At 68.6% G+C, this 11,280-nt stretch carries 11 protein-coding genes and 1 riboswitch; of the genes, 10 read left to right on the top strand and 1 reads right to left on the bottom strand.

What is annotated here, in order from left to right:
* Positions 1 to 176 precede the first annotated feature (176 nt).
* Positions 177 to 257: riboswitch (S-adenosyl-L-homocysteine riboswitch) on the top strand.
* 12 nt (positions 258 to 269) lie between these two features.
* Together EX88_RS0116550 and EX88_RS0116545 are read left to right on the top strand one after the other, a co-directional pair.
* Entirely contained in the window at positions 270 to 1,250 is a 981-nt protein-coding gene (locus EX88_RS0116550; protein ID WP_051885209.1) for an ATP-grasp domain-containing protein, read from the top strand.
* Between the two features lie 43 nt (positions 1,251 to 1,293).
* A complete protein-coding gene (locus tag EX88_RS0116545) occupies positions 1,294 to 1,650 on the top strand; it encodes a gamma-glutamylcyclotransferase family protein (protein WP_031373103.1) in 357 nt (118 codons plus the stop codon).
* A 25-nt stretch (positions 1,651 to 1,675) separates the two neighbouring features.
* Here the strand turns inward: EX88_RS0116545 and EX88_RS0116540 are convergent, their stop codons facing one another.
* Entirely contained in the window at positions 1,676 to 3,166 is a 1,491-nt protein-coding gene (locus EX88_RS0116540; protein ID WP_031373102.1) for an AAA family ATPase, read from the bottom strand.
* 344 nt (positions 3,167 to 3,510) lie between these two features.
* Between EX88_RS0116540 and EX88_RS0116535 the strand changes: the two genes are divergently transcribed.
* The 8 genes from EX88_RS0116535 to EX88_RS0116500 all read left to right on the top strand — a co-directional run bounded on the left by EX88_RS0116535 (position 3,511) and on the right by EX88_RS0116500 (position 11,060).
* The gene (locus EX88_RS0116535; RefSeq protein ID WP_031373101.1) at positions 3,511 to 4,419 is read left to right on the top strand and encodes an AEC family transporter; all 909 of its coding nucleotides are present in this window, start codon (positions 3,511 to 3,513) and stop codon (positions 4,417 to 4,419) included.
* Positions 4,420 to 4,571: 152 nt separating this feature from the next.
* Complete coding sequence (locus EX88_RS0116530) at positions 4,572 to 5,201, top strand: ParA family protein (protein WP_031373100.1); 630 nt, start codon at positions 4,572 to 4,574, stop codon at positions 5,199 to 5,201.
* 163 nt (positions 5,202 to 5,364) lie between these two features.
* Positions 5,365 to 5,841 carry a SixA phosphatase family protein gene (locus tag EX88_RS0116525; protein ID WP_031373099.1) on the top strand — a complete coding sequence of 159 codons (477 nt, stop codon included), beginning with the start codon at positions 5,365 to 5,367 and terminating at the stop codon, positions 5,839 to 5,841.
* Entirely contained in the window at positions 5,832 to 6,539 is a 708-nt protein-coding gene (locus tag EX88_RS0116520) for a YceI family protein (protein ID WP_161786138.1), read from the top strand. The genes EX88_RS0116525 and EX88_RS0116520 overlap by 10 nt, the downstream gene beginning before the upstream one ends.
* On the top strand, positions 6,536 to 8,467 hold the full coding sequence (locus tag EX88_RS0116515) for a phospholipase D family protein (RefSeq protein ID WP_031373097.1): 1,932 nt from the start codon (positions 6,536 to 6,538) through the stop codon (positions 8,465 to 8,467). Before EX88_RS0116520 ends, EX88_RS0116515 begins: the two co-directional genes overlap by 4 nt.
* A gap of 558 nt (positions 8,468 to 9,025) precedes the next feature.
* On the top strand, positions 9,026 to 9,217 hold the full coding sequence (locus tag EX88_RS0116510; protein WP_031373096.1) for a hypothetical protein: 192 nt from the start codon (positions 9,026 to 9,028) through the stop codon (positions 9,215 to 9,217).
* A 368-nt stretch (positions 9,218 to 9,585) separates the two neighbouring features.
* Positions 9,586 to 9,945, top strand: coding sequence for a hotdog fold thioesterase (locus EX88_RS0116505; protein ID WP_408953896.1), 360 nt, complete (start codon positions 9,586 to 9,588; stop codon positions 9,943 to 9,945).
* 68 nt (positions 9,946 to 10,013) lie between these two features.
* Entirely contained in the window at positions 10,014 to 11,060 is a 1,047-nt protein-coding gene (locus EX88_RS0116500) for a LacI family DNA-binding transcriptional regulator (RefSeq protein ID WP_031373094.1), read from the top strand.
* The last annotated feature ends 220 nt before the right edge of the window (positions 11,061 to 11,280 follow it).

Raw genomic sequence — 11,280 nt, 5'->3', positions numbered from 1 at the left:
AAAAGCCGCGACCGCGTCGGCACACGCGGCTGCGCAGTCGCGGCTCGCGCCGCTCCTACCCGAAAAGCATCGCCGCGCGATTGACAGCGCCGACTGTGCTATCGAACACTATTCGCGCGGCGTCGAACCAACGCCGCGCACCAGTTGCGGATCGCTCTCAGGGCCGGTCCGCAATCCGGACCGAGGGGTGCTGCGACGGAACCGACGCGTTCCGCCACGCTCGATCCGCGATGCCGAGACAAGGGCGCCCTCCCGATCATGGAGGCGTCATGCCCGTTTCTCATACCGCGTCCGACGACGCGAACATCCATTCCGGTGCCGCGACCAGCGCCGCCCACGCTGCCTCGCCGAACGGCTTCCAACTCGCCGTGGTCACCTCGACCGTCTACGCCGAGTTCCATCCCGACGACGCCGGCCTCATCGACGCCCTGCGCGGGCACGGCATCGAACCGGTCGCCTGCGTCTGGAACGACCCGGCCGTGGACTGGACCCGCTTCGATGCCGTCCTGGTCCGCACCACCTGGGATTATTTCCGCCACTACGACGACTTCCTGGCCTGGTACGACCAGATCGAAACCCTCGGCCTGCCGATCGCCAACGAACTGCCCTTGCTGCGCTGGAACAGCAACAAGCGCTATTTGCTCGATCTCGCCGCCCTCGATGTCGCGATCATCCCGACCGTGTTGGCGCGCGGCGACGCCCTCGCCGACGCGGTCGCGGCGATGTCCGGACGCGAAGTGGTGATCAAGCCGACCGTCAGCGGCGGCGCCTGGCATACCGTGCGCGGCCGGGTCGGCGAGGCCGCCTTCGCCGAAGCCCTGGCGGCCCTGCCGCCCGAACTCGACTACCTGGTGCAACCGTTCATGGCCGAGATCGTCGCCGAAGGCGAGTGGTCGCTGATGTTTTTCGACGGCCACTACAGCCACGCCGTGCTCAAGAAACCCGACGCCGGCGACTACCGCGTGCAGACCGATTTCGGCGGCAGCGCGAGCTTGACCGAGCCCGACCCGGCGATTCTCGCCGCGGCCCGGCGCGCACTCGGCGCCGTGGCTGCGTTGGGCTATCGCGACCAGGCCTATGTGCGCGTGGACGGAGTGATGACCGCCGACGGCTTCCGCCTGATGGAACTGGAGTTCATCGAACCCTTCCTGCACTTCGCCGCGTATCCGCCGGCGGCGGAGATGTTCGCCGCGCAACTGGCGCGGCGCTGGCCGAGCGTCGGCGAATCGGCGACGCTCGCCGCTGGATAAGCTTCTGCACCGCGCCGCCGCAAGGCGGCGCAACGGAGTCCGCATGCCCCCCGCAACCACCGAGTCCCTGTTTTCCTACGGCACCCTGCAACAAGCCGATGTGCAGCACGCCACCTTCGGCCGCCTGCTCGAAGGCCAGGCCGATGCCCTGGTCGGTTACCGCCGCACGATGGTGAAGATCGAAGACGCACAGGTCGTCGCCACCAGCGGCGCGGCCTATCACCCTATCGTCGAAGCCAGCGGCGATCCGCACGACCGCGTCGAAGGCATGGTGTTCGCGATCAGCGCCGAAGAACTGGCCCACGCCGACGCCTACGAAGTCGACGAGTACCGGCGCGTGCTGGAGAGCCTGGCCTCGGGACGCAAGGCCTGGGTGTATGTGAAAGCCCGGGGCGCCTAGGACCGCCGCCTACGGTCGCCGGCCCTCAATCCGCCGCAACCGTGCGCCCGCGCGCCCACTCGCGCAGCGCCGTGACCTGCTCGCCCATCAGCACCGACAAGGGCCGGGTCTGCTTGAGCTCGGCGCGCAACTGGAAATCCGCCAGGGGCGTGTTCGCCGCATGCGCGGCGTACATCGCCGCGACGATGGCCTGCTCGATTTCGGCGCCGGAAAAGCCGTCGCTGGCCTGGGCGAGCGCGACCAGGTCGAAACCTTCCGGCTTCAGCGCGCGCTTGCGCAGATGGCTGGCGAACAGTTCCTCGCGCACCTCCGCAATCGGCAGGTCGACGAAGAAGATTTCGTCGAAGCGGCCCTTGCGCAGCAGTTCCGGCGGCAAGGCCTCGATCTGGTTGGCGGTGGCGACCAGGAACAGCCGCGACTTGCGCTCGGCCATCCAGGTCAGCAGATAACCGAGCACGCGCCGCGACACCCCGCCGTCGCTGTCGCCGCCGTCGCCGGCCAGGCCTTTCTCGATCTCGTCGATCCACAGCACTGCCGGCGACAACTGCTCGGCCGAACTCAAGGCCGCGCGCAGGTTCTTCTCAGTCTCGCCGTGGAACTTGTCGTACAGGGTGCCGAAGTCCAGGCGCACCAGCGGCACGCCGAAACCGGCCGCGACCGCCTTGGCGATCATCGACTTGCCGCAGCCCTGCACGCCGAGCAACAGAATGCCCTTGGGCGGGTCCAGCCCGGGCGGCGCATCGCCGCTGACGAACACGCCGCGGCGTTGCTCGATCCAACGTTTGATCCGGCGCGCGCCGGCGACTTCGCTCATGCGCGCACTGTCGTATTCGTAATGCAGGTGGCCGGAACGGTTGAGCAGCTCGAACTTGAGCTTGGCCAGTTCCGGCAGGTCGTCCGGGCCGATGGCGCCGTCGCGGAAGATCAGATGGCGCGCGATCCGGCGCGCATCGACCGGGTCCAGGCCCTGCAGATTGCGCACGATCTGCTTGACCGCGTCGGCGTCGCTCTCGACCCGGCGCCCGCCGTGCTCGCGCATGTAGTTCTCGGCTTCCTCGCGCACCAACTTGAGCAGGGCGTTGGCGTCCGGCAGGCTCGGTTGATGGCGCACCGCAAGCGACTCCAGGTCCGGCGGCAACTCGACCTTGTGCCCGATCAGCACCAGCACGTGCGGCTCGCAGCCGCGACGCTGGACGATCTCGCGCAGCTGGCGCTGAGTGCTGGCGTAGCCCAGGTAGGGGTGCGCATCGAACATCAGGTAGATGCCGCGCTGTTCGGCGTCGCGGATCGACTGCAACGTGTTGGAGATGTCGGGAGCGACCTCGGTCTCTTCGTCGTCGCGGTCGAAATCGACCCGGCGCAGGCCTTCGGTGATCGACCAGCGGTACAGCGCCCGCCACACGTTCATCAATACCTGGCGGAACAGCTCGATCACCCGCGACTCGTCGCGGGTCTCGATCACGATCAATGCGGTGTTGGCGCGGATCAGCGCCGTCAGGTCTTGCAGTTCGCTCATGGGGCCGTTCTTCCGTGGACGCGACATGATACGGCGCGCCGATGGGTCGGCCTCGGAAAAACTCGGGCAACCGCAAATCCCCCACGCCCGCTGCGCGGTCGTTCGCCCCCTTTGTCAAAGGGGGCAACAGCCAGGGCCGCTGCAGCAAGGACGCATCGAACACAGGGCCTTTGCACTCCCACCCGAGGCACTTCCCCCCTTTGAAAAAGGGGCCAGGGGGACTTGCTCTTGCTTCGCTTCCAAACCGCCCGCCCCCTCGAGCGCCGCTAAGCCTAAAGCCGCCTTGAGGCCGCGCCGCGCAACCGCGACCATGCTCTACCACCCGACGTTCGCGATCCCCGTCCATGGCTTTCGACGCCTTCGCCCTGGTCCTGGCCATGCTGGGGCTGGGTTACCTGTTCCAGCGCTCGCGCGTGTTGCCCGACAACGCCGCGCAGACGCTGAACCTGGTCGTGCTGTATGTCTGCCTGCCGGCAGCGGTGTTGCGCTATGCGCCGCGCCTGCATCTGGAACCGGCCCTGCTCGGCATCGCCGCGGTGCCATGGCTGCTGCTGGCCGCGACCGTGCCCTGCGTCGGCGCGTTGTCGCGCTGGCTGAAGTTCCGCCGCGACGAACATGCGGTGCTGCTGCTCACCGTCGCCCTCGGCAACACCAGCTTTCTCGGCTATCCGCTGACCCGCGCCCTGATCGGCGAGCACGCCCTGCCGTACGCGGTGGTCTACGACCAGTTCGGCGCCTTCCTGATGCTGTCGACCTTCGGCCTGTGGGTGCTGGCGCGCTACGGCGGCGACCAGCGGCCCAGCGCCGCCGACATGCTGCGCCGGATCGTGCGCTTCCCGCCGCTGTGGGCCTTGTCGATCGGCTTCACGGTGATGCCGGCCGAACCGCCGAGCTGGATCGCCGGCGGCCTGCAACGCCTGTCCGACGCCCTGCTGCCGCTGGCAATGCTGACCATCGGCCTGTCGGTGAAGCTGACCCTGCCGCGCGACGAGCTCAAGCCGCTGCTGTCGGGGCTGGCCCTGAAGCTGGCGCTGATGCCGGCCCTGGCCTGGGCGCTGGTGCCGTTGCTCGGCCTGCACGGCGAGATGGCCCGCACCACCGTGCTCGAATCGGCGATGCCGCCGATGGTCACCGCCGGCGCCCTGGCCATCGCCCACCAACTCGCCCCGCGCCTGGCCGCGGCGATGGTCGGCTACGGCCTGCTGCTGTCGCTGCTGACCCTGCCGCTGTGGGCGCGGGTCGCCCTGAGCTAATCGGAAGCAGGGTTGATCACACGGCGGTCGTGACCGCCTGCCGCGAGCCGACACCCGGCCGCCGATCGTTCCACAGCGTGATCGAGCCACCCCGTGATGGCCCCGGCCACACCCCCGGTGTACGCTGCGGTTTCCATCCGGAGGGAGCTCGCATGAAGACCGTGCTGGTGGCCAGTTCGAAGGGCGGCGTCGGCAAGACCACGATCGCCACCCACCTTGCCGCCCAGGCGGCCCTCGATGGCCTGCGTACGGCCTTGATCGATGCCGATCCCCAGGGTTCCTCGACCCGCTGGGCGCAGCGCCGCTCGGTCCTGGAAAGCGCGGTCCTGCCGCTCGACGGCACCCGCCGCAAGGCCTGGCGCAAGAGCCTGCCCGACGACGCCCAGCGCACGGTGATCGACGCACCGGCCGGCGCGATGGCCGACGATCTGGAAAGTTTCCTGGAGATCGCCGACGCAGTGCTGGTGCCGATCCAGCCCTCGACCCTCGATATCGAAGCGACCGTGCCCTTCCTCGACACCCTGGCCCAGCACCCGCGGGTGCGCCGCGGCCAGCTCCGCGTCGGCCTGGTAGGCAACAAGCTCAAACCCTGGACCAACGCCTCGCAGCAGGCCATCGAGCTGCTGCGCGAATGGCCCTACCCGGTGGTCGGGCAGATCCGCGACAGCCAGGCCTATGTGGTGATGACCGCGCTCGGCAAGAGCCTGTTCGACTACCACTCCGCACAGATCCGCGAACACCAGGCCGATTGGCAGCCGCTGCTGAAGTGGATTCGCAAGTAAGGCACGCCGCCTCGGCCGCGGTCGGCGCCGACGCTACCCTTATTCCGATCCGACAGGCATCCTCCTACCGTCGCTCTTCGCACGTCGCAACGATTCGTCCAGCCTTCGCGCGCCTGTCGTTTCCGACCCCGCTTTCACCTCCGCCGCCAGAACTGCCCACTCCATGCGCGAATTGATCCTGCTCCGCCACGCCCACGCCGAGCCGGCCGCCCAAGGCCAGGCCGACCTCGACCGCCCCCTGTCCGCCGAAGGCCTGGCCGAAGCCGAAGCCGCCGGCCGCTGGCTCGCCGAGAACAAGCTGGTCCCGGACTGCGTGCTGTGCTCGCCCTCGCGACGAACGCGCGAGACCCTGGAAGCCGTGCTCGGCGCGATCGGCTATGTCGAACAACGCATCGAGCCGTCGGTCTACGACGCGACGCCCGGTACGCTGATCGGCCTGGCCGACACCCACATCGAAGCCGAGCGGCTGATGCTGGTCGGCCACAACCCCGGCCTGGAGCGCCTCGCCGCGCTGCTGCACAGCGGCCAATCGGGCGATTACCGCGGCATGCCGCCGGGCGGGATCGCGGTATTGAGCGTGCCGGTCGGCACCGGACTGGAACCGGGAGTGGCCCAGCTCAGCGCTTTTTGGTGGCCGTGAACCCGGCGCGGCCGGCGCCGTCGCGCTGGCGGCGCCTTCGCAGTCGGGTCGCCGCCGGCGCCGCCTTCGCGGCCGCGTTCGCTTGCCCGGCCTGGGCGCAGTCGACGTTCCAGGTTTTCGACCCCGACCACACCCGTTTCAGCTTCGAGCTGCGCACGCGCTGGGGCCAGAAGGTCGCCGGCGTGTTTCCGCGTTACGACGGCGAGGTCACCACCCTGGCCGACGGCCGCCACCAGGTGCGGATCCGCCTGGCGACCGCCGCGGTGCAGTTGGGCGATTCCGAGCGCTACACCCGCCTCGCCCGCGGCGAGCGTTTCTTCAATGCCCCGCTGTATCCCTACATCGAGTTCCTGTCCGAACCGCACGCGCCCGACCTGGTGCGTACCGGCGGCGCCCTGCGCGGCAAGCTGACTCTGCACGGGGTCAGCCGCATGGAGACCTTCGTGCTCGGCGCGCCGGCCTGCGCCCGTCCCGGCGAGGACTGCGACGCCATCGCCCAGGGCAGCGTCAGCCGCTACGACTACCGCCTCGACGGTTGGCAGTTCGCACTCGGCGACCGGGTTCGTTTCACCATGCAGGTCCGGCTCAAGCCGGGCGTGTTCAAACATCCCGAATCCAAGCCCGCCGAGGCGCGCTCCGGCGAAAGCCACCCGGGCGACCCCGGCCGGGTTCCGGAACGAAAGGAGTCTTTCCGTTGAATGCGGTACCGCGCGGCCTGACGGCCCTGCTCGTCCTATCGTTGTCGGCCTGCGCCACGCTGAGCCCGGCGCAGCGCGACCGCGCCAGCCAGATCGCCGCGCAGGCGCGCTCCAACCAGATCGACTGCGACGCCGCCGACGCCTGCGCGCAGCCTTCGCCGCTGCGCGAGCTGGGCAGCAAAGCCCTGGCCGCGTCGACCCCGGAGCAGCCGCGCCACTACGCGGTGATCCTCGACCGCGGCCCCGATGCCCTGCTCGCACGCATCGACCTGATCCGCGGCGCCACCCGCACCCTCGACCTGCAGACCTACATCTACGACGAGGACGACGCCGGCAAGCTGGTGCTCGACGAACTGCTCGCCGCCGCCCGCCGCGGCGTGCGCGTGCGCCTGCTGATGGACCAACTCGCGGCGCTGCGCCACATCGACACCCTGGCCGCGCTGTCCGGCGCCCACGTCAATCTGGAAGTGCGGCTGTACAACCCGGTGCTGCACCGCGCTCGCATCACCTACCCGCAGTACGTGCTGGCCGCGGCCTGCTGCTGGCGCCGGCTGAACCAGCGCATGCACACCAAGCTGCTGCTCATCGACGGCCGGGTCGGCATCGCCGGCGGCCGCAACTACCAGGACGACTATTACGACTGGGACGACGAATACAACTTCCGCGACCGCGACGTGCTCGTCGCCGGCCCGGTCGCCGACGCGATGGGCACCGACTTCGAGTTGTTCTGGAACGACCGCCGCAGCGTCCCCGTCGAACGCCTCAGCGACGTCGGCCGGCGCCTGATCTCCGACGGCGTGCCGGCCCTGCCGAAGACCGAGTTCGAGCGCCCCAAGCGCGCCCAGGCCATGCTCGACGATGCCGCCAATGCCGAGACCGTGCGCGAGCGCGTCGCCGACCATGCCATCGAAGTCGGGCAGGTGCGCTACATCTCCGATACGCCCGACAAGCATCGCGAGAACAGCGACGCCAGCGCCCTGGCCTCCGACTCGCTGCGCGGCCTGATCGCGAACTCGCGCAAGGAAGTGATGCTGCAGACGCCGTATCTGGTGCTGTCGAAGGCCGCGCAGAAATTATTCAGCGACCTGCACGAACGCCCTGACGCGCCGCGCGTGATCGTCTCCACCAACAGCCTCGCCGCGACCGACGCCTTCATCGCCTACGCCCTGTCGTACAAGTACAAGCGCCGCTACCTGCGCGAGTTCGGCTTCAACATCTACGAATACAAACCGTTCCCGGCCGATGCGCCGATCGACATCGCCGCGACCGGCGCGACCCTGCCCGCGCTCGGTCTGCCGGGTCTGCCCGAACAGCCGCCGCCGGCGCGCTGGCGCCGCCAGGACCGCAGCAGCGTCGCCTATCCCTACCAGTACCGCCGGCCGCTGTCGCGCGAGTATGTCGCCACGCGTTATGCGCGCCGTCGCAGCAACGAACCGGTGCCGCTCAAGCGCGCCGGCGTGCGCATCGGCATGCACGCCAAGTCGATGGTCATCGACGACCGCATCAGCGTGATCGGCACACACAACTTCGACCCGCGCGGCGACCACTACAACACCGAAAGCGCGGTGGTGATCGAGGACGAAGCCTTCGCCCGCGCGCTCGGCGACAGCATCCGCCGCGACATCGCCCCGGCTAACTCCTGGGTGATCGCGCGCCGCGACAAACCGCCGGTGTTCTCCGGGCTGGAGTATTCGATCGCGAAGGTCTCCGAACACCTGCCGCTGTTCGACCTGTGGCCGGTGCGTTACGCGACCAGCTACGAATTCGTGCCCAGCCCGAACTGCCCGAGCCCGCTGTACCGCACCGACCCGGGCTTCCGCGCCTGCTACAAACCGGTCGGCGATTTCCCCGAGGTCAACCTCGGCGTGAAAAGCCTCACTACGCGCATGTTCACTGCGTTCGGCGCGGGGCTGGCTCCGATTCTTTGATCGCAACGCGGCAACGTTGCGCCGTAAGTCCTCATGCTTCCCTGCTCATGCAGGGAAGCTTCTTCGCCTTGCACTTCCTGTAACCGACGCAGGCGGAAACAGGAAGAGCGGCTGTCTCTGCGCCCTCTTCCGCTGCGCTCTAAACCTCGGAAAGAGGGTTGAGGTAGGGCGCACTCCCACGACCGATCCGCTCGAAGCCCCTCTCCCGCTTGCGGGAGAGGGGTTGGGGTGAGGGTATGCATGAGCGAAAAAGCTGGGATGGGGCCCGCGTCTTCGGAGAGAAACATCTCCCCTCCGGTTTCAGTCCCCTTCGGTCGGTCACATCCGTCGCCTGGCATAGGTCTTCAGTCATAGGTGCGCGATTGCAACCTCCGCGCCCCTCGCCACATCTCTATCAGCAATCCCGGCGCTTGCATCCAGCCGCCGGGGCCCGGAACCCCCACCGGGCGCCCCGAAACACCGGGGCATGACTTCCAGCACATAGCGAATATTGTTTAGGTGTTGTACTTTACCAACACACCGAGTCACTACAGCCCCCCACGACACAGGAAGCCCGCCATGAACGCCCAGACCGCCCGCACCGTTTCCCCGACCGCCACGACCGCTACGGCCACCGTCCAGACCGCCCCGACCGTCCGCCACCAGCACCGCCAGCGCGATTTCGGCGTCGGCTACGGCAACAGCAGCGGCTACGCCAGCAACCGCAGCTACGCCAGCAACTGGGTCCAGCCGCGCTTCCGCTTCGCCTGATCGCAGACGTTCGTCCATGGGCCGGCCGAACGCGGTGACCTCCCCCTCCTCTTTCCGACCCGGACCGGCGCGCACAGTCCCCACTGTTCAACGCGCGCCGTTCCGGGCTTTTTAGAGGACGCCGGGGCCACCCGACCGCCCCGAGCCAATCGCCCAAGCACTGCCCAAGCGCCGCTCCATCGCCTCACCGCAGCATCCGATGTACGCCCGCAACGCCTGCGAGCCGACGCTCGCGACTGGTCCGACCGCGGCATCGCCGCTATCGTGAGGCGATGAATGCCTCCGACACCGCTCCCTCCGCCGCGCGTTCCCCGTTCCGCGGCCACAACACCGTCGCCGACCTCAACCGGCTCTCGCGCAACACCGCGATGGAACCGCTCGGCATCGTCTTCACCGAAATCGGCCCGGACTACGTCCGCGGCACCATGCCGGTCGACGCCCGCACCCACCAGCCTTACGGCCTGCTCCACGGCGGCGCCTCGGTCCTGCTCGCCGAGACCCTGGGCAGCAGCGCGGCCAACCTGAGCGTGCCCGAAGGCAAGATGTGCGTCGGCATCGAGATCAACGCCAACCACGTCCGCGGCGTGCGCAGCGGCACCGTCACCGGCACCGCGCGTCCCGTGCACGTCGGCGCCAGCACCCAGGTCTGGGAAATCCGCATCGAGGACGAGGCCGGCAAGCTGGCCTGCATCTCGCGCCTGACCCTGGCCGTGGTACCCAAGCCCTGACCCGGCGAGTAGGCTAGGACCTCATCCGGCGCAGCAGCGCCGGTTTTGCGCTGACTCGCGAGAACCCCGTGCGCCGACCCACCATCAAAGACGTCGCCGAACTGGCCCAGGTCTCGCTGAAGACCGTCTCGCGCGTGATCAACGACGAATCCGGCGTCCGCGCCCGTACCCGCGCCCGCGTCCACGAAGCGATCGCCGAACTCGACTACCGCCCCGACCCGTCCGCGCGCAGCCTGCGCAGCGCGCAGCCGTATGCTCTCGGCGTGGTCTACGACAACCCGAACCCGTACTACATCATCAGCGTGCAGAACGGCGTCCTGGCCGCCTGCCGCGAAACCGGCTACGGCCTGCAGATCCATCCCTGCGATTCGTCCTCGCCGCTGCTCGCCGCCGACCTGATCGACCTGGTCCAGGGCGCGCGCCTGGCCGGCCTGGTGCTGGCGCCGCCGATGTCCGAGCGCATGGAATTGGTCAGCGAACTGGTCGCCCACGGCATCCGCCTGGTGCGCATCGTTTCGGCCGCCGAAGACCCGAAGGACGGTTCGCCCTGCGTCTGGGTCGACGACCGCGACGCCGCCTACGACATCACCGAACACCTGATCCAACTCGGCCACCAGCGCATCGGTTTCCTGTGGGGCGGCAAATCGCACCGTTCCAGTTGGGAGCGCTACAAGGGCTATGCCCAGGCGCTCAACGACTATGGCATCGCCGAAGACGAGAACCTGGTGCTGCCGGGCGATTACTCCTTCGACGACGGCTTCCGCGGCGCGCGGCGATTGTTCGCCCTGCCCGACCGCCCGACCGCGATCTTCGGCAGCAACGACGAAATCGCCGCCGGCGTGTTGGCCGCGGCAAAGTCGAGCGGCATGCACGTGCCCTACGACCTGTCGATCGCCGGCTTCGAGGACAGCCCGTTCTCCAAGCAATCCTGGCCGACCCTGACCACCGCACGCCAGGCGACCGAAGAGATCGCCCGTCACGCGGCGTATCGCCTGATCGCCGAACTGCGCCGCGAAGTGGATCAGCCCCTGGAAGTCCCGCCGAACGAAGGCTTCAGCCCGATCCTGGTGGTGCGCGGCTCAACCGCCCCGCCGCGGCCGTTGCAGACGCCGTAAGCCGCCGCACGACCACGACGACGCGCCTTTGCTCTTTCCCCCTTTGGAAAAGGTGGCCAGGGGGGATTTGCCGTTGCCGTTGCCGTTGCCGTTGCCGTTGCCGTTGCCGTGAAGATTTTGCAGTTGCGGTTGTTGTGCGTCGCTTGGCACTAGCGAAGGCAATTGAAGACCCGGAGGGCGGCGCGCAGGGATGCGCGCCGTTTTTCATCGGGACAGGGAT

The sequence above is a fragment of the Lysobacter antibioticus genome, from assembly GCF_000731095.1.
Lineage (GTDB): Bacteria > Pseudomonadota > Gammaproteobacteria > Xanthomonadales > Xanthomonadaceae > Lysobacter > Lysobacter antibioticus_B.
Note: the sequence above shows the minus strand (reverse complement) of the source record. Positions and strands in the feature narration are given on the sequence as shown.

Excerpts from the sequence above, each read along its gene's own strand:
- EX88_RS0116550 (WP_051885209.1), top strand. The coding sequence starts at position 270 with ATGCCCGTTTCTCATACCGCGTCCGACGACGCGAACATCCATTCCGGT.
- EX88_RS0116545 (WP_031373103.1), top strand. The coding sequence starts at position 1,294 with ATGCCCCCCGCAACCACCGAGTCCCTGTTTTCCTACGGCACCCTGCAA.
- EX88_RS0116540 (WP_031373102.1), bottom strand. The coding sequence starts at position 3,166 with ATGAGCGAACTGCAAGACCTGACGGCGCTGATCCGCGCCAACACCGCA.
- EX88_RS0116535 (WP_031373101.1), top strand. The coding sequence starts at position 3,511 with ATGGCTTTCGACGCCTTCGCCCTGGTCCTGGCCATGCTGGGGCTGGGT.
- EX88_RS0116530 (WP_031373100.1), top strand. The coding sequence starts at position 4,572 with ATGAAGACCGTGCTGGTGGCCAGTTCGAAGGGCGGCGTCGGCAAGACC.
- EX88_RS0116525 (WP_031373099.1), top strand. The coding sequence starts at position 5,365 with ATGCGCGAATTGATCCTGCTCCGCCACGCCCACGCCGAGCCGGCCGCC.
- EX88_RS0116510 (WP_031373096.1), top strand. The coding sequence starts at position 9,026 with ATGAACGCCCAGACCGCCCGCACCGTTTCCCCGACCGCCACGACCGCT.
- EX88_RS0116505 (WP_408953896.1), top strand. The coding sequence starts at position 9,586 with ATGGAACCGCTCGGCATCGTCTTCACCGAAATCGGCCCGGACTACGTC.